Below are 17997 nucleotides of genomic sequence, written 5' to 3' on the forward strand. Positions count from 1 at the left end.
TTGGAAAGGTCAGGAGGTTAGTCTTCGTGCAGGACCGGTCTGCATGCTCGTTGTATTGGCATACTGTCAGCGTTTCTTTGCTGCTTAGCCCTCATATGCTCTAAAGACCAGCGCATCCATTCTCATGTAACGGGACAAAAGAAAGCCCGGACCCCCTAGGGGGGCCGGGCCAATCTGGGCTTCATCGGGCTTTCTCAAGCGCTCTAGCGCTGCCTTCCTTGCTTCACTTCCACGGGCTTCCTGCCCATGCTTCCCTGGATGCTTTCGCGAACGTCCTGTCCGCGCTTCCCTGGCTACCAGAGCCTTCCTGGCTCGTTCTTCCCTGATCGGGCTTCCTGCCCAACGCCGCACATTGTGCCAAACATGACGTACCCACGAACTAACTTGCGTTACTTTGACTTATAAGGTTTTTCCTGCAGAAACTCTTGTGAAACGTTAAACGCTCGGTAGCTCGATCCCGGAAGCCAACAATGGGCAACCCTTTCCGCTTCGCCATCCCGGCCTGCTTCCATAGATGGCTCCTCGGCTATCTCAAGGCTACGCTTCATGACACCACCTCGCTTCACATCATCCCGTGTTGCCCCGTCTTGATTAAGGAGTCTGCCATGGCCGACCGAATCCTCGTGCTCTATGGATCCTATCGTTCCGACCGCACCGGCATCCGTCTTGCCGACTATGCCGTACGTACCTTGCAGGCCCGTGGTTTCGAGGCGGAACTGATCGATGCCAAGCAGATCGACCTGCCGATGCTGGATCGCATGTACAAGGAGTACCCCAAGGGCGAAGCGCCCGAGGCAATGGAGGCACTGGCGGGCAAGATTCGCGAGGCGGATGGTTTCGTCTTTGTCACTGGTGAATACAACTGGGGCATGCAGCCCGGCCTCAAGAACCTGACCGACCATTTTCTGGAAGAGTGGTACTGGCGACCGGCCGGTATCGTCAGCTATTCGGCTGGCCGTCTGGGCGGTGCACGTGCCGGCCTGTTATGGCACGGCACGCTCGCAGAAATGGGGATGGTCGTCATTTCCAGTTCGGTGACCGTCGGCCCAATCACCAAGACACTGGATGCCGACGGTCAACCCACCGGCGACGCCGGCCAGTCGCTGGAAAAATCCTTTGCGCGCTTCGCCGAGGACCTGGCCTGGTGGACAGAAGCAGCAAAAGAACAGCGGCAGCGCAAACAGCCGCCGTTCTGATCACTATGCCCTAGCCCTTGGCTTCGAGCTTATCCTGCGTTCTGAGGTCAAAGTCCTTGGCATCGTGGCGCTCATGTAGCTGTTCCTCGAGCGGACCGAAGGTGCGGTTGACCATACGTCCACGCTGGACAGCCGGGCGTGCACTGATCTCCTTGGCCCAGCGCTGCACGTGCTCGTAGGACTCAACCTGCAGGAACTCGCCGGCCTCGTACAGTTGCCCCAGCGCCAGCTGGCCATACCACGCCCAGTTGGCGATGTCCGCGACGGTGTACTCGTCCCCGCCCAGATAGCGCGACTCGGCCAGGCGGCGGTCGAGGACATCAAGCTGGCGCTTAGTCTCCATGGTGAAGCGATCAATGGCGTATTCGATCTTGGTCGGCGCATACGCATAGAAGTGACCGAACCCACCACCGAGATAGGGCGCACTGCCCATCTGCCAGAACAGCCAGTTGAGTGTTTCGGTACGCTCTGCGGGCTCCCGGGGCAACAGGGCGTCGAATTTTTCGGCGAGATAGAGCAGGATCGAGCCGGACTCAAATACCCGGGTGGGCTTGGGCGTGGTGCTGCAATCCATCAACGCGGGAATCTTTGAGTTCGGATTGACCTTCACAAAACCGCTGCTGAACTGATCGCCATCGCCGATCTGGATCGGCCAAGCATCGTATTCGGCATAGAAGTCCTGTGCCAGCAACTCCTCGAACATGATGCCGACCTTGACGCCATTGGGCGTGGCCAGCGAGTAAAGCTGGAACGGGTGCTTACCGACCGGCAGCTCTTTCTCGTGCGTCGGCCCGGCAATGGGACGGTTGATACTGGCGAAGTGGCCGCCGCTTTCCTTCTCCCAGGTCCAGACCTTCGGGGGGGTGTAGTCACTGTCCTGACTCATGGAATCTCCTTGCTGAGGTGTCTCTCGCTTCAACGTAGCCCAGGAAACCTTCACCTTCGACCGTCAATCGCCTGACAGCGCCGGCTACGTTCAATCGCTGTAGATGCTTGGAGCACCGGATTGATGAAATGCCCAACACTGATGAATGTCCTCGGCCAGGGTGCGCCCCTCGGAGAGCGGGGGCAGGTCGTCGAGGTCGAAAAAGTCGGCGGCATCAGTCTCATTGTTGGCGGTGAACTCGCCGCCCTCGTGATCACATAGATAGAACAGCTTGTAGATGTGATCCGGCGACACCGGTGTGTAGGGGTGCAGGCTGCGATCCTTGAGCATCGCCAGGCGCGGGTTGCTGGCACGATGCCCCGACTCCTCGACGATTTCGCGCAGCGCGCAGCTCGATGGCCCCTCGTTGACGTCCGCCCAGCCGCCGGGCAAGGCCCAGCGGCCATCCTTGATCTCACGGACCAGCAGCACCCGCCCCTGCTCGAATACCGCACCGCGCACATCCACCTTGGGTGTGGCATACCCCGCATCGGGAATGATGAAGTTCTCGACCCGGTCGATGGGCACGTCACCCAATACTGAAAACATCTGGTTGGTCAGCATTTCGAGCTGACGGTAGCGCTCGAGCTCATACTTGTTGGTGGTGTAGGTCTGTCCCGTCTGCGCGATGGAGCGAAGCTGCTTGGCGAAGGCGACCCAGTCATGCGACATAGTGACTCCATTACCTGATATGTGTCCTTTCGGCGCCACGTCCTTCCGGTGTCAGGCGAGGTAGCGCCGAAACCACTCTACCGTCCGTGTCCAGGCGAGCTCAGCCGCCTGCTCGTCATAGCGGGGCGTCGAATCATTATGGAAGCCATGATTGACCCCCTCATAGATGTAGGCCTCATAGATCTTGTCATGCGCTTTCAGGGCAGCTTCGTAGGCGGGCCACCCCTCGTTGATGCGGGTATCCAGTTCAGCGTAGTGGATCAATAGCGGCGCCTGGATACGCGCCACATCCTGCGGATCGGGCTGGCGACCATAGAATGGCACGGCCGCGCCAAGCTCCGGGTAAGCCACGGCAGCGGCATTCGCGACACCGCCGCCATAGCAGAAACCGGTGATACCGACCCTGCCTGTCGTTTCCTCATGCGCCATCAGGAACTCGACCGCCGCAAAGAAATCGTTCATCAGCTTTTCCGGGTCCACCTGGCGCTGCAGCTCACGCCCCTCCTCATCGTTGCCCGGATAACCACCAACGGAGCTCAGGCCATCGGGCGCCAGCGCAATGAACCCCGCCTTGGCCACGCGGCGAGCGACATCCTCGATATAGGGGTTGAGCCCCCGGTTCTCATGCGCCACTACCACGCCGGGCACGGGCCCCTCCACCCCGGTCGGGCGAACCAGGTAACCGCGTACCTCACCATGGCCGTTCGGCGAAGGATAGGTAATGTACTCAGGCAGGATATCTGGATCGGTGAATTTCACCTGCTCCGCCAAGGCATAGTTCGGGCTCAGGACCGAAAGCAGGGCGGCGGCAGTCAGCCCACCCACCGCAAATTGCCCGGCACGGTCGAGAAACTCGCGCCGGGAGATATGACCGTGAACATAGCCATCGTAGAGTTCGAGCAATTCGGGGGGAAAGTCCTTCGCGGTGAGGCGGCTCATCGAATCAGTCTCCGATCATGCCCGGGCGAGGTGCACCGAGGCCTGGTGAAAATCTGGCACATCTTCATCGCCCGTGCACTGCCTGGCTCGGTGTAGCTCACCCTCTGCTACGGTTAGCGGTGTACTTCCTTTTCTGTTCGGCAAGGAGATCACCATGGCCAACGACTGGCACGCCGACCCGCTCGTCTGGGGCAACGGCCCACGTCTCTTCGAGATCTTTCTGGAACCGACCTGCCCATTCTCGGTAAAGACCTTTCACAAGCTGGACGACTTCCTTGCTCAAGCCGGGGAATCGAACGTTCGCGTGCAACTCTGGCTGCAATCCCAACCATGGCACTTGCTATCACCGATCGTCACCCGAGCCATCGTCGCGGCTTCGACGCTGGACGGCGGCAAGGAAACCGCCAAAAAGGTCATGGCCGCCGTCGCCGACCACCGTGAGGAGTTCGTCTTCGAGAACCATTGCACCGGGCCGAACCGGAGCGTCACGCCCAACGATATTCTCAAGCGACTGGAAGACTACAGCGGCGTTGCGCTCACCCACGCCTTCGAAATCCCCGATCTCGACAGCGCCCTGAAGCGTCATGCCAAATATGCCCGCCAGAACGGCATCCACAGCTCACCGACGTTCATGGTCGACGGTCTAGTGGATCCAGGCATGGGCAGCGGAGACGACGTGAGCGAATGGGTCAAGCGCTTTCAGTGAGACAAGCCCTTCGCCATTTGACAGGGTCGCCCACATCAACAACAATGCAAATCAGTCTCATTAACACTGACTATGATATTCCCATGACGGCAGAACGCTCCCAGCTGTATTACTCCTGTGTCTTCCTGCATGTCTCCTTTCAGGCTATCCAGAGCAAGGTAATGACCTCGGCCTTGGGAGACGACACACCGTGCTGGCTGGATGCGCAGCTGCTACGGATGCTTTCCGGCGAGTTGCAGCGCTGCCGTCAGGAGGCCGCCCCCTTCACGGAGGTGTGCCAGGCACTGGATACCGCCATCTATCACTGTGGGTTGCTGATGGCGCAGTGCCCCGCCTCGGTCAGCCGCCGGCTTTGCCAGCACCATATCGAGGCGATCATATCCCCGCTCAAGCTCGCCACGGCCCGGTTATCAGGCCGGGCCTCGGCCAACTCCCCTTCCTCTGCGGGCCAGAGACTGCGTAGCTGGTTCGGCTGGCGCTGAATGCATCGGCTGATCGACTCGCACCAGCTAGTGAGTGGCAGCCCTACCCCCAGCGGCGTCCTGCCTCGGCATCAAGGGAGAAGCCACACCAGAGCAAGCAGTCTCATGAGTTGTGCCACGGGACTCCCTTCCTAATAGGGCTATCGCTTACTGTCTCGGCCTCGCGCCGGTTGGGCGGCACCAGCCCATAGCGGCGCATACGTCGGTAGACAGTGGGCCGAGAAATGCCGAGCCGGCGCGCCACATGGCTGACATTCCAGCCGGTGTCCTGTAGCAGGCGGTGAAAAGCCTGGCCTTCGCCGGTGGTTTCTGGCTGCAGGGTCGAATCGATGACTTGCGGTGCGGCGGCTAGCCCACCCTGGCACTCCTCCGGCAAGTCGTGAACAGTGATCTCCTCGCCATCGACCGTGGCCAGCGCGAAGTCCAGCGCATTGCGCAATTGGCGAATGTTGCCCGGCCAGGCATAGGCCAGCAGTGCGCTCATGGCATCGGCGCGCAGGCGCACATCGCTTTGACGCTCGGTAACCAGTGCCTCGTAGACGCTGCGAATCACGTAATGCTTGTCGGCGCGTTCGCGCAGCGCCGGCAGACGCAGTTGTGCGCCGTTCAGGCGATAGTAGAGGTCCTCGCGAAAAAGGCCATTGGCGATCAATTCGCTCATGTCGCGGTGGGTGGCGGTAATGACCCGAATGTCGACGCGCACGGCCTTCTCGGCGCCCAGCGGCATTACCTCGCGCTCGGCCAGCACGCGCAGTAGTCGGGTCTGCAACGCCAGTGGCATGTCACCGATCTCGTCCAGGAGCAGTGTGCCGCCGTCGGCCTGCTGAATCAGCCCGCGCATGCCCTTGCTGCGTCCGCCGGTGAAGGCTCCGGGCAGGTAGCCGAACAGTTCGCTCTCGATCAGCGATTCGGGGATCGCCGCGCAATTGACCGCCACGAACGGCCTATTGGCACGCGTACCGCTATCGTGCAGGGCGCGGGCCAGCACTTCCTTGCCGGTGCCGGTCTCACCGGTTATCAACACGTTGACCTCCTCATTGCGCAGCCGCCGCGCCAGCTTGAGTACGCGATGCATGGCGGGGTCGTCCGACGCCAGCCGATCCAGCGCCGGGACCGGTGTGGGCGATGGCGGTACAGCGCGTGAAGCGAGGCGGCGTCCACGCGGTTCGACCAGGGTGACGAAGCACGTCGTGTCGTTGGCGCGCACGCGAAAGGCGCGAATCTGGTCTTCACGCGTGGCGGGTATACTGAGCAGGTCGCCGATATCGCCGTCGAACAGTTGCGTGGCCGACGGCACCCAGCCCGACGTCCAGGCCGGCCAACGCCGAAGGTGCGCATCGATCAGGGCGCGGCCCTCACCATTGGCGGCGATCACGCTGCCATCCTCCTCGATGGCAATCAGCCCTCGGCCGTTGAGGTGCACGAACTCGCGAGCGGTATCGAAGCGCAACATCAGGCAGCCGCGATAGCGATGCAGGAAATAGGCGTCCTCGATCATTCGCGCATAGAGGTTGACCAGGGACAGGCCGAAATTCTGGCTCTCGTGGGCACGCGGCGATTGCAGCGCGGAGATGTCCAGCACAGCGATGACCTGCCCCTGCGGATCGGTGATCGGTGCGGCCGTGCAGGTCAGGCTGATGTGTGTAGCATCGAAGTGCTCGCTCTGGTGGCAAGTGATGGCCCGGGCATCGTGAACGCAGGTACCCACTGCACAGGTGCCCGCGTAGCGCTCGTCCCAGTCGGCCCCGAGATACAGGCCTGCCCGGCGCAAGGCCGGGTCCTGATCGCGCTGGCCGCGGAAGTCCACGGTGATACCGCGCCGGTCGGTGAGCAGCAGCACATAGCCCAGCGGGGCGATTTGCGCGAAAAGTTGATCGACACCGGCACGGGCTACATGCAGTAGTTCATCCACCGGCTCGCGGTGTTCCTTGAGCGCCTGCTGGGTCAGCACGCGCACCGGCCGTGGACGACCGGGATCGAGCCGGTACTCGCCCACGCAGCGCTCCCAGGAGCGACGGATCACCTCGCGGCAGTTATCCAGGCCGCTCGCCTGGCCTTCGCTAAGCCGGATCAGGGTTTCGATATGCTGGCGTTGCTCGTTACGTAGTTGCATCGCTGCCTCTCCGTGCCCGTCTCGCTCTGTCATGACAGTCGTCATGCGGCGGCGGGCCTTGTTGTTGTCTGGCAGACACGCTTTCAGCCTATGCCGCCCGGGCCGGGAGTCAATCTGTAGCGTCTTCACCCTTGGTCGAGCGTTACAGGTGTAACGCGCCTTCGCCCCCCGTTACATGACAGGTGTCACATCTGTACCCTGCTACCGAGGTCCTGTCCGTATCGGGCCGAATAAACCCCCTCGCCTTTCAGCCATTTACCGCCATTTCTGAATCGTTCACCGCTTTTGGCACGCTTTCTGCCTCGGGCTAGGCGTGTCACCTACAAACAATGCGGAGAACAACGATGACGACACGCACGCCAACCCAGGACGTCCAACACTGGCTGAACGCCTTCGAGAGCGCCCTCGAACAGCACGATATCGAACGGGTCATGGCCCTGTTCGATGAGGAGTGTTATTGGCGCGACCTGGTCGCCTTCACCTGGAATCTCAAGACACTGGAAGGCAAGGACGCCATCCAGTCGATGCTCAACGCCACGCTGAACGAGACCCGCCCGGCGAACTGGCAGATCGACGGCGAAGCCACCGAGGCCAACGGCGTGACCGAGGCATGGTTCACTTTCGAGACCGGTGTGGCGCGCGGCAAAGGCTTCCTGCGCCTGAAGGACGGCAAATGCTGGACCCTGCTGACCACCATACAGGAGCTCAAGGACTTTCCCGAACAGCGCGGCCTGCGCCGACCCAAGGGGGCCGAACACGGCGCTACCAAGACCCACGAGACCTGGCTGGAAGCCCGCCAGCGCGAGGAAAAGGAGCTCGGCTACAGCCGTCAGCCCTACTGCGTAGTCATCGGCGGCGGCCAGGGCGGCATTGGACTCGCCGCACGCTTGCGCCAGATGGACGTGCCGATCATCGTGCTCGACAAGAACCCCCGCCCGGGCGATGCCTGGCGCAACCGCTACAAGTCGCTGTGCCTGCACGACCCGGTGTGGTACGACCACCTGCCTTACATCCCCTTCCCCGAAAACTGGCCGGTGTTCGCGCCCAAGGACAAGATCGGTGACTGGCTGGAGATGTATACCAAGGTCATGGAGATCAACTACTGGAGTTCCACCGAATGTGAGAGCGCCAGTTACGACGAAGACAGCGGCGAATGGACGGTCAACGTCAACCGCAACGGCGAGCAGGTCACGCTCAGGCCCAAACAGCTGATCCTGGCCACCGGCATGTCGGGCATGCCCAACGTGCCGCACTTCCCCGGCGCCGAGACCTTCGAGGGCGAGCAGCAGCACTCCAGCCAGCACCCGGGGCCTGACGCCTACCGCGGCAAGAAGGTCATTGTCGTAGGGTCCAACAATTCGGCCCACGACATCTGCGCGGCGCTATGGGAAAACGATGCCGACGTGACCATGCTGCAGCGCTCCTCCACGCATGTGGTCAAGTCCGACTCGCTGATGGAGCTCGCCCTCGGCCCGCTCTACTCCGAAGAAGCCCTGCAAAACGGGATCACTCACGACAAGGCCGACCTGATATTCGCCTCGATCCCCTACAAGCTGCTGCCCGATTTCCAGCGCCCGGCCTTCGACCAGATCCGCGAGCGCGATGCCGAGTTCTATAAAAAGCTCGAAGACGCCGGCTTCATGCTCGACTTCGGCGACGACGACTCCGGGCTGTTTCTCAAGTACCTGCGCCGTGGCTCCGGCTACTACATCGACGTGGGCGCCTGCGACCTGGTCGCCAACGGTGAGATCAAGCTGCGCAGCGGCGTGGGCATCGAACGCATCAACCCGCGCTCGGTGACGCTCACCGACGGCTCCGAGTTACCTGCCGACCTGATCGTCTACGCCACCGGCTACGGCTCCATGAACGGCTGGGCGGCGCACATCATCTCGCAGGAAGTCGCCGATAAGGTCGGCAAGTGCTGGGGAATGGGCTCCGACACCACCAAGGACCCGGGCCCGTGGGAGGGCGAACTGCGCAACATGTGGAAGCCCACCCAGCAAGAGGCGCTGTGGTTCCATGGCGGCAACCTGCACCAGTCGCGCCACTACTCCCAGTACCTGGCGCTGCAGCTCAAGGCGCGCATGGAAGGCATTCCAACGCCCGTGTACGGCTTGCAGGACGTGCATCACCTCGCCTGACCCCCAACGGGCCGGTACGCCAACGTACCGGCCCGCATGGCAACTATATTGAGATCCCCCTGACAAAACGATGGCTACAGTCCGAACATCAACGTGCGATGTACCGACAAGCCGGCCATAGCCCCATCTCCGACCGCAAAGGCTACCGAGCCCGCCGCGCGGGCGACGTCACCGCAAGCAAAAACGCCGGGCACTGACGTCTCCTTCATCGCACCGGTTCTAACCACGTTGCCCATCGGTGTCTCTTCCAACTCACAGCCGATCGTCTGTACCAGCGAGCTGGGATGAATGCGAGGTGCAACGAACAGCCCGGCCAGCGGGAAAACCCTGCCGTCGCCCATCACCAAAGCGACACCTTCAGCGAATGCGCCCTGGTCAGCAAGCCGCTCGACCAACCCTCGCACCACCCGGGTGCCACGCGCTTCAAGTTGCGCCAGCTGCTCGACGTTTGGCTCAAAGGCATCGTTCACGAACAACGTCGTTTCTCCCCAGTCCGGTAGCATCAAAGCATGGTGCATAGCCATCTCTGACGAGGCCAATACGCCGATGCCCTCCCGGCCGAGCTCGTAACCATGGCAGTAAGGACAGTGAAACACGCGCTTGCCCCACTGTTTGGCCAGTCCCGGAAGGTTGGGCAACTCATCCGTCACGCCTGCCGCCAGAATGATCCGTCGTGCCCTTGCGTACTCGCGTCGCCCCACAACTTCGGTGAAGGCCACCGTAAAGTCCTCCGCCTCGCCGGTAACGGCGTCCACCTTGCCTGTCCGCCATTCGACCGTTGGATATTCCATAATCTGTCCCCTGCCATCGGCAGCGATTTCATTTGGCGGAACCCCATCCTGTGTCAGAAACCCGTGAGAATGCTCGGCAAATCGATTGCGCGGCTGCCCGGCATCGATTACCAGGATTCGGCGCCGAGCGCGAGCCAGCTGCAATCCGGCCGACAACCCTGCGTAGCTACCTCCGATAATGACCACGTCATATGTCATGCCATGCTCCCCAGTACCTGTTTGCCTTCATGTATCTTTTATTGATACATAAGAAGGCACAACCGTCAACGCCAGAACGCGCACCTTGATTCAGCGGGCTGAGATCAGGCTTGGGAGGAAAGGATCAATGGGGGAAATGGTAGCCACGGCCGGTCGCAATCTTGTCAAACTGGCTGGCCAGCTCGGCCAGTGTTACCTCGCCCAGCCGCCCGATCAACAGCGCCTCCGCTTGGCGCATGGCATCAGAGATTGCCTCGTTTACCAATTGCTCTACCGAGCAGTCCGGATTCTCACGATCAGTGCCGATGGCAAAGATGCGCGGCCCGCCGACAGCGTTGTGGATATCCAGCAGCGTGACTTGGTTCAGGTCGCATGCAATTCGCCAGCCACCGTTGTGGCCTTTTTCGGACTGCACATACCCCGCCTTGCGCAGGCCCGCCATGGTTCGTCGCACCACGGCGGCGTTAGTGCCTAGCATAGTGGCGATCTGTTCGGAAGTGATCGGACGATCTTCTCGTGCCATGTGCAACAATACATGCAACATGCGCGAGAGGCGGCTATCTGTTCTCACGTTCGGTATCGGTGTCTTGAGCGTATTAGGGGGATGAAGCAAACGTCCTACACCCTACCACAGCATACGGCCCCGAAGCTCAAGACGTATGGCCACCGCTACTCAGCGACGTTCTGCCCTCGGCATCGATGGGAAAATAGGGATTGTGGGCCACCTCCCAGAGGTGGCCGTCAGGATCGGCGAAGTAACCGGAATAACCGCCCCAACTGGTTGCCTGGGCGGGCCTCATCATGTTGCCTCCTGCCCGCTCTGCCTCGGCCAGTACGTCGTCCACTTCCTCACGGCTACGGGCGTTGTAGGCGAGCGCGATGCCGCCAAACCCGACCCCGGAGTCAGTGATACCGGCATCCGCTGCCAGGGCATCACGGCGAAAGAGCGCCAGGATCAGTCCGTTGAGCTGAAAAAAGGCTACCTCATCCTCGACCGCCTGCCCGACCTGCCAACCCAATCCCGCCTCGTAGAAACGACGCGCCCGCACCAAGTCAGATACCCCCAGCGTGATCAGGCTCATGCGCTGTTCCATACCGTCACCTCGCAGCCTCCTCAAGATCATTAGCATCCAGCAGCACTGGCTTGGGCAAGCCGGAAGCGGCCGCCGCCTCTCAACGTGTCATAACGGGATCGCGGTGTGCTCGGCAACGTCAAAGATCTGGGGATGGGTTCTGCGTCCGGGATAATCGATCAGCAGGTCTATCTGCTGTTTGCCAAAGGCTTCTTGTAGCTGAACGTGGAAATTGATCTCGGCGCGGGCAATCTCGCAGGTATCCCGAATGTCGGTCTCAATGAACAAATCAATGTCGCCCCCATTCGCCCTGTCATCAGTGCGTGAGCCGTACAGGCGCACGCGAGACGACGCCCCGAAGCATTCGCAGGCAGCCCGACAAATAACGCTGCGTTGGTGATCCGTCAGACGCATCATGTCGGCTCCGTGGGGTGAGACATTAAGAATAGATCAGCGGCGCGAATGCCGCCTATCAGAGCGTTTCACAACCAGGGGCAATTGGTAGACGACCCTCGCCGGTGGCATAAGGCGGTGGCTATCACCACCGCCTGACGGTTGCCTCACTCCGATGGCCGCTCACCGGAGTTGTCAGCCTCTGACTCCGGGCGGGTACCCGCACTCTCGCCACGGGCGATATCCTGATGGCTGATTACCACCACCTCCCTCGGCCACCATTCGGGATGATTGTCGCGGACGAAAGCCAGCAGCTTCTCCCTGACATTCATTTCCGCAGTCCAGCCGGACATGGGATCGGTCGTCATCAGGTAGCAGGTAATCGTCAGGGCCGTGCCGGTTTGTCCCGTCACTTGGCACAACAGCTTGTGATGCTCGATGATGCTGTCTTCTTGCTTGGCGAACTCAATGAACTTTTCCCGGATGCATGGGATATCGGCGCTCAAGTGAAGGGTCATATCCAGGCTTCTGTACTCCTTCGCATTCTTGACCGAAAAGTTCTCGAAGGGCTTGGAGACGAAGTACGTGACCGGCACGATCAAGCGCCGCTCATTCCATACTCTCAAGCGGATGAAGGTATAAAAGATGCCTTCCACATAGCACCACTGGCCTTCGAACATCACCAGATCGCCGATACGTATGGGCTTGGCCAACGACACCTGAAACGAGGAGAGGATATTGCTCAGCACGGCCTGGCCCGCGATGCCCACCAGCACCGTCAGGACACTGGCCGATGCCAGGAGCGACATACCCAGCGACTCGAAAATCTGGATCTGAGCAAGTACATAGACCGACACGGCGGTCACCATGATCAGGATGATGACCCGCCGCAACGCATAGAGCGACGTCAGCAGCTTGCGCTCGTCCTTGGGTTTGGTGTCATCGATCTGCCCCACAAGACGCCGCATCATTCTCAGCATGATGGTGTCCACCAGGCGAAGCGCGATCGTCCCAGCACCCCAGGCAAGAATGGCGATCAAAAACATCCGGAAGGTGGTGGTTACCACGGCCGAGAAGGACACCACATAGTCCAGCAGCGCCTGGGTCACCAGCGACATGACGATGAGCGCCATGGGCCCCCTGATGCGGCCGGCGAAAATGGTGGGAGAGCCGGAAGGCAACCAGCTTGCCACCAGCCCTACCAGGCCGTAGACCCCCCACCCCACCAAGCCAATCGCCACCAGCACAACCGGGATGGCCATCCACTCCCAGATCCTGAGCGGCCCGAACGTGGCCTTGAAACGTTCCGGGATACGTTCCTCAAGCAACGAGGGCCCGTATTTTTCGTAAAGCACCGGAATCGAGGACACGCCGTCCGGCATGATCAACCAGACTGGCTCCTCATCGCCTACCCGGTACCGGCCCAGACGAATATCATAGGCTTCGCCATTGGCCGTGAGCGATGCCAGTTCGATATTTCGCCGCGGTTCGCCAGCCTGGGGATGCTGCCCCGCCGGGTCCTCAATGGCAGCATCCTGACGCCCGGAGAGGCTGGAGATGTTGAGCCACTCGCCACGTCTGAGCACCTCAGACAACTGCCTGGCTAACTGGGGCCCTCGCTCTTGCTGCTCAGCCGGGGGCAGGTTGGAAAGGTTGAGAACATGCGCTGCTGCCGCAAACTCTCCCTTCTCGGTAAGGTCCAGAAAACTTCGGATCGCTTCACGCGGCGTCAGGCGCTTGACCGCCTCGGGTGGCTCATCAAGACCCGCATTTAGCGAATCGACAGAGAACCATTGCCTCTCCTCGCTCTCGCTCCCCTGCGATTGCGCCACGCACAGGCTGGAAAACGTGAACGCCACTGCGGCCATCAGCCACAGCAGCCATGAGCCAGTTGTCTTCATACGCGCCTTACCGATCAGATGGGCCATCCGTGTATGCCACCCCAGATCGATCCCGATCCGACCGGCCCCTATCTTTATAGGCTACCGGGTTAGTGACTGGTCGCAGTACAACTCACCGGCTGCGGTCTCGTCCAGCATTTAGACGCCACTGCCTGGCTCGGGCAACAACCAGCAAGACCGTCGACTCTACGCCCTGGGATATTCAGCCCGTAGTCTGACCACTTTGGTGAAAATTCCATGAGCAAGCTACACTTTGGCCGAATATTTAGGATTTCAGCGCTGGGAGAAGGTCCGGCCCCAAGCGACGTCTACTTGCATGGGCAGCAAAAGGAGCTTGCCGTGACAGCCACTGCCGAACGAACGTATCGAAGCGGGCTGCATCCGCTACATGGCATATTGCTTGCCGGAACCGTTCCGCTCTTCCTCGGCGCCACATTGTGTGACTATGCCTACTCGACGAGTTACCACATCCAGTGGGGCACCTTCGCTTCGTGGCTGATTGCTGGCGGGCTCATTTTCAACGGCCTCGCGCTGCTGTGTGGGCTCGTTGGACTCTTTCGGGCCCACGCCCGCCGTCGCCTCTACCTCGTCTACTTTTTACTGTTGCTGATCACTTGGATACTGGGCTTCTTCAATGCGCTGGTTCATGCCAGGGATGCCTGGGCCATGATGCCCACGGGCTTCATTCTCTCGACAATCGTGACTGTGCTGGCATGCGCCGCGACCTGGATCGGTTTCTCCAGTCTCAGCGCAGGAGGCAAGCCATGAAGCGTTCCAGCCTCTTTTACGTCAGCACCCTCTCGTTTTTCCTGGGGGCAAGTGGATACAGCGCCGCGGCCCCGGAACAGCAGTATGGTCCCAACCCAAACCTTCCAGAACCACAGCGAGGGCTATTGCCCCACATGACGGTTCCCGAGCGGGCGGAATGGGGCGATCAGCAACCGACGGTGCCCGAGGGTTACACGATCACGGCTATCGCCACCGATCTGAAAATACCGCGCCAGACACTGGTGCTGCCCAACGGCGATATCCTGGTAGCCGAGGGTAGCGGTGGTAACGCCCCGAAATTGAAGCCAAAGGACTTCATTGCCGGGATTATCAAGTCACAGGGCACTACTTCGGTCGAGAGCGGTAACAGGCTGACCCTGCTGCGCGATGGTGACGATGACGGCACCTATGAGGAGCAGACGGTTTTCGCCGAGAACCTCAACGCGCCTTACGGGCTCGCCCTGGTCGATAACACGCTTTATGTCGCCAACCAGGATGCGCTGGTGCGATTCGATTACGAGGAAGGTCAGACCCAGGCCAGCGGCCCGCCTGAGGAGGTCGCGAAGTTGCCTTCCGAGATCAACCACCACTGGACCAAGGCGCTGACCGCCAGTGCGGATGGCCGTTTTCTTTACGTGGGCATCGGCTCCAACAGCAACATCACCGAGCGCGGCATGGCAGCGGAAGTCGACCGCGCCGTAATATGGCAAATCGATGCCGAGACCGGTGCGCACAAGCCTTATGCGACCGGCTTGCGCAACCCCACGGCGCTGACGATTCAGCCTGGGACAGATCAGCTCTGGGCAGTGGTGAACGAGCGTGACGAACTCGGCCCGAACCTGGTGCCCGATTATCTCACTTCCGTTCAGGAAGGCGGCTTCTATGGCTGGCCCTATAGTTACTGGGGGCAAAATGTCGATCCGCGCGTTCGGCCGCAAAAGCCCGAAAAAGTGGAATCGGCGATCGTGCCCGATTACAGCCTGGGCTCGCACGTTGCCCCGCTCGGCCTAGACTTCTCTACGCCCGCTGTGGGTGACGAATTCGCGGAGGGTGTCTTCATCGGCGAGCACGGTAGCTGGAACCGCGCGGACCCCGTTGGCTACAAGGTGGTCTTCGTGCCCTTCAGCAACAGCCAGCCTGACGGCGACCCCATCGATTTTGTTACTGGGTTCCTCACGGATGACAACAAGACTCGCGGCCGGCCGGTCGGCCTGACCGTCGCCCCGGACGGCGCCGTCATTATCGCCGATGACCTTTCCAACACCGTCTGGCGGGTGACACGGGAGGGAGCCAACTCGCCGCAGAACGCACCCGCGACAGCTGGAAACGAACCCGCCACATCCGAGGATGAATCCACTACACCTGAAGATGAGCCCACTCCCTCCAGCTGAACGAATCATGCGTTCATGACGGAGTCGTGCAATACCCCGATGGGCTTCTCCCTCGGGGTATTTTTCGGTGGGGCGATAGCATCGGCGTTGGCGGCGTACCCGTATCAACAACCCATCAACATCAAGCGCAGACGAGACAAGGAAGGGATGCCCATGGCCAAGGAACCGTTACAAACGCGCAAGGCGCTGTACGAGCAAGCCCAGCAGCAGGGAATCGAGGGACGTTCTTCGATGAGCAAGGCGGAATTGGCGGCCGCACTCGAGCGTGAATCGTTTGAGGATGCACACCCGGTGGTAGCCACCCGCATCGATACCTTTCGCCGGCTGGCCGAGGCGGTGGCTGCCGGAGAATTCGTGCTGCGCCCGCGGGTATTGACCGGCCACGACCGTCGCCGGCACGTGCGCCAATGTCTGCGTGAGGACCATGAGACACGCATCGCGGCATCCTCCGAGGAGGCCGAAATCAAGTTCGACAAGCTATCGGATTCGCTGTTTTCGTTCTTTCGCGGTACGGCGTTGCTGTTCTATCGCGACATGGCCGGTGACGATGCCTGGATGCCCACCGTGCTCACGCTTGGGGACGTCCATCCCGAGAATTTCGGCGTCATGCCCAATGCGAACAACGTCCCGATCTTTTCGGTCAACGATTTCGATGAGTCCTATTACGCTCCGTTCACCTGGGATATCAAGCGTGGTGCGGTCGGTTTCATGATTGCGGCAGAGACCGAAGGCGAGCTCAAGCGCAAGCAACAGGTCAATATCGTGCGCCACTTCGTGCAAGGCTATCTCGAGGATATGCAGCGGCTGGCGCGCGAGGGCACCGAGCAGGACGAGGAGATGCGTTACGACAACGCGCCAAAGCTCATTCGCAAGCTGTTCAAAGCAGCCGACGAGAATCGCGCCGAGTGGCTGGCCGAAGACTATCTCGACGAGACGAAAAGCGGCTTTCGGTCGACCGAGGAACTGGTGCCGATCTCGTCGCGTCGCGACGAGTTCCAGAAAATCACTGACCGGTTGGTCAAGGAGAACGATATCGAGGTGCCGGAACGCGCCAAGGGCATGCGTGTAAAGGACGTGGCGCTGCGCCGTGGGCAAGGCACCGCCTCGCTGGGACTCAACCGCTATTACGTGCTCATCGAAGGCCCCGAGCGCGACGGCACAGACGATCTGATCATCGAATACAAGCAGGCACGGCGCTCGGCCCTATCCGGCCTAGTGCCGCCGTCGGCCTTCGAGATGGATACGCGCGCCGAGCGCATAAGCCATGCCCAGACGGCGCACCTGGTGCGCGGCGACGTGTTCTACGGCCATATCGAGTTCGACGGGTTGAGTTACATGTCGCGCGAGCGCGCGCCGTTTCGCGACGATATCGACCTTGAAGACCTCTCCAAGAGCGAATGGAAGGAGTATGCCGACATCTGCGGTCGCGTTCTTGCGCGCGTGCATGCGCTATCCGACGAATCGGGCAACATCGATTATGACATCGAACCGGCGATCATGAACGCCATCGGGCCACCGGCGCTGTTTACCGAAGATATCGTGGAGTTCGCCACGGAAGCCGCCGACCGTGTGCGCCGCGATCATGCGCTATTCCGCGAAGACCATGCGCGGGGCGCGTTCACGCAGTTGGATATCGTGCACCGTTGAGCCGGCGGCGAGTGGCGGTTCGGCCCGAATGCCCCGGCAGGATTGCCTCTGATACTGATAAGGGGTTCGCAGGATGACATCCCGTGGCAAACTGCACGCTTTTGGAGGCTAAATGATTGCCAAGCGAGAACGCGGCAAGATGGAGCGGCAACTGGTCGCTTCACTGACACAGGCCTGTGAGCAGGCCAAACCCCTGCTGCCCGGCTTTTGCTGGTTGACCCACCAGGTCGATTATCAGCGGTTTCCCGACAGTCTGGTGGTGACCTGGGTGTTCGATACCCACCCCAACCTGGCCAACGCGCTCAAGGGCGATACCCGACGCCATGTACTCGAGCTGACCGCCGAGGCATTGGCGGAGGTTGGCCTCGATGTCGGCGATGTCTCGCGGCATGTGGATTTCGATAGCGAGGAAGCGTGTCAGCGAGAGCACGGAGGCGACTGGCAACACCGACTACGCACAAAGCCAGTGAGGCATTGAATGGCCAAGAAGATCGAAAGCCCGTGCGTATCGATTTGCCAACTCAAGGGGGACCTGTGCATCGGCTGCGGTCGCACCATGGACGAGATACGCACCTGGAAAACCATGAAGCGACCCGAAAAGATGAAAACGGTAAAGCGTGCCGATGAACGCTTGAAGAAACTATCATCCTTTTAATGTCGG

General features: G+C 60.8%; 18 protein-coding genes. 9 read left to right on the top strand and 9 right to left on the bottom strand.

Features of this window, described 5'->3' with window-relative positions; all coding sequences use genetic code 11:
* Positions 1-605: 605 nt before the first annotated feature.
* A complete protein-coding gene (locus tag F568_RS0101950; protein ID WP_019017015.1) occupies positions 606-1196 on the top strand; it encodes an NADPH-dependent FMN reductase in 591 nt (196 codons plus the stop codon).
* 10 nt (positions 1197-1206) lie between these two features.
* Here F568_RS0101950 and yghU read toward each other — a convergent pair whose 3' ends face one another.
* The 3 genes from yghU to yghX form a co-directional block, all read right to left on the bottom strand.
* Complete coding sequence (yghU, locus tag F568_RS0101955) at positions 1207-2082, bottom strand: glutathione-dependent disulfide-bond oxidoreductase (protein WP_019017016.1); 876 nt, start codon at positions 2080-2082, stop codon at positions 1207-1209.
* 90 nt (positions 2083-2172) lie between these two features.
* Positions 2173-2793, bottom strand: a complete 621-nt coding sequence (locus tag F568_RS0101960) for an NUDIX hydrolase (protein WP_019017017.1) — start codon at positions 2791-2793, stop codon at positions 2173-2175.
* Positions 2794-2844: 51 nt separating this feature from the next.
* Positions 2845-3732, bottom strand: coding sequence for a YghX family hydrolase (gene yghX, locus F568_RS0101965; protein WP_019017018.1), 888 nt, complete (start codon positions 3730-3732; stop codon positions 2845-2847).
* Positions 3733-3886: 154 nt separating this feature from the next.
* Between yghX and F568_RS0101970 the strand changes: the two genes are divergently transcribed.
* Together F568_RS0101970 and F568_RS0101975 are read left to right on the top strand one after the other, a co-directional pair.
* Positions 3887-4438 (top strand): DsbA family protein, encoded by a 552-nt coding sequence (locus F568_RS0101970; RefSeq protein ID WP_019017019.1) that lies wholly within the window; start codon positions 3887-3889, stop codon positions 4436-4438.
* An 83-nt stretch (positions 4439-4521) separates the two neighbouring features.
* Positions 4522-4920: a hypothetical protein gene (locus tag F568_RS0101975; protein ID WP_019017020.1), complete on the top strand. Its 399-nt coding sequence runs from the start codon at positions 4522-4524 to the stop codon at positions 4918-4920.
* Positions 4921-5023: 103 nt separating this feature from the next.
* Here F568_RS0101975 and F568_RS0101980 read toward each other — a convergent pair whose 3' ends face one another.
* Complete coding sequence (locus F568_RS0101980) at positions 5024-7033, bottom strand: sigma-54-dependent Fis family transcriptional regulator (protein ID WP_019017021.1); 2010 nt, start codon at positions 7031-7033, stop codon at positions 5024-5026.
* A 344-nt stretch (positions 7034-7377) separates the two neighbouring features.
* Between F568_RS0101980 and F568_RS0101985 the strand changes: the two genes are divergently transcribed.
* Positions 7378-9174, top strand: coding sequence for an NAD(P)/FAD-dependent oxidoreductase (locus tag F568_RS0101985; RefSeq protein WP_019017022.1), 1797 nt, complete (start codon positions 7378-7380; stop codon positions 9172-9174).
* Positions 9175-9248: 74 nt separating this feature from the next.
* Here F568_RS0101985 and F568_RS0101990 read toward each other — a convergent pair whose 3' ends face one another.
* The 5 genes from F568_RS0101990 to F568_RS0102010 all read right to left on the bottom strand — a co-directional run bounded on the left by F568_RS0101990 (position 9249) and on the right by F568_RS0102010 (position 13557).
* On the bottom strand, positions 9249-10163 hold the full coding sequence (locus F568_RS0101990) for an NAD(P)/FAD-dependent oxidoreductase (protein ID WP_019017023.1): 915 nt from the start codon (positions 10161-10163) through the stop codon (positions 9249-9251).
* 124 nt (positions 10164-10287) lie between these two features.
* Positions 10288-10734, bottom strand: coding sequence for an Rrf2 family transcriptional regulator (locus tag F568_RS0101995; RefSeq protein ID WP_026300275.1), 447 nt, complete (start codon positions 10732-10734; stop codon positions 10288-10290).
* A 79-nt stretch (positions 10735-10813) separates the two neighbouring features.
* Positions 10814-11257: a VOC family protein gene (locus F568_RS0102000; protein ID WP_040475730.1), complete on the bottom strand. Its 444-nt coding sequence runs from the start codon at positions 11255-11257 to the stop codon at positions 10814-10816.
* 87 nt (positions 11258-11344) lie between these two features.
* Complete coding sequence (locus F568_RS0102005) at positions 11345-11653, bottom strand: hypothetical protein (RefSeq protein ID WP_019017026.1); 309 nt, start codon at positions 11651-11653, stop codon at positions 11345-11347.
* 143 nt (positions 11654-11796) lie between these two features.
* A complete protein-coding gene (locus F568_RS0102010; RefSeq protein WP_019017027.1) occupies positions 11797-13557 on the bottom strand; it encodes a mechanosensitive ion channel family protein in 1761 nt (586 codons plus the stop codon).
* A gap of 312 nt (positions 13558-13869) precedes the next feature.
* Here F568_RS0102010 and F568_RS0102015 point away from each other — a divergent pair, with 312 nt between their 5' ends.
* The 5 genes from F568_RS0102015 to F568_RS24170 all read left to right on the top strand — a co-directional run bounded on the left by F568_RS0102015 (position 13870) and on the right by F568_RS24170 (position 17991).
* Entirely contained in the window at positions 13870-14298 is a 429-nt protein-coding gene (locus tag F568_RS0102015) for a DUF2231 domain-containing protein (protein WP_019017028.1), read from the top strand.
* Positions 14295-15689, top strand: a complete 1395-nt coding sequence (locus F568_RS0102020) for a PQQ-dependent sugar dehydrogenase (RefSeq protein ID WP_019017029.1) — start codon at positions 14295-14297, stop codon at positions 15687-15689. Before F568_RS0102015 ends, F568_RS0102020 begins: the two co-directional genes overlap by 4 nt.
* A 15-nt stretch (positions 15690-15704) precedes the next feature.
* Positions 15705-17336 (top strand): DUF2252 domain-containing protein, encoded by a 1632-nt coding sequence (locus F568_RS0102025; RefSeq protein ID WP_229804229.1) that lies wholly within the window; start codon positions 15705-15707, stop codon positions 17334-17336.
* 112 nt (positions 17337-17448) lie between these two features.
* Positions 17449-17814 carry a hypothetical protein gene (locus F568_RS0102030; RefSeq protein ID WP_019017031.1) on the top strand — a complete coding sequence of 122 codons (366 nt, stop codon included), beginning with the start codon at positions 17449-17451 and terminating at the stop codon, positions 17812-17814.
* On the top strand, positions 17815-17991 hold the full coding sequence (locus F568_RS24170) for a DUF1289 domain-containing protein (RefSeq protein WP_019017032.1): 177 nt from the start codon (positions 17815-17817) through the stop codon (positions 17989-17991).
* Positions 17992-17997 lie beyond the last annotated feature (6 nt).

Origin of the sequence: Modicisalibacter luteus DSM 23508 (assembly GCF_000378505.1) — a bacterium.
Taxonomy (GTDB): domain Bacteria; phylum Pseudomonadota; class Gammaproteobacteria; order Pseudomonadales; family Halomonadaceae; genus Modicisalibacter; species Modicisalibacter luteus.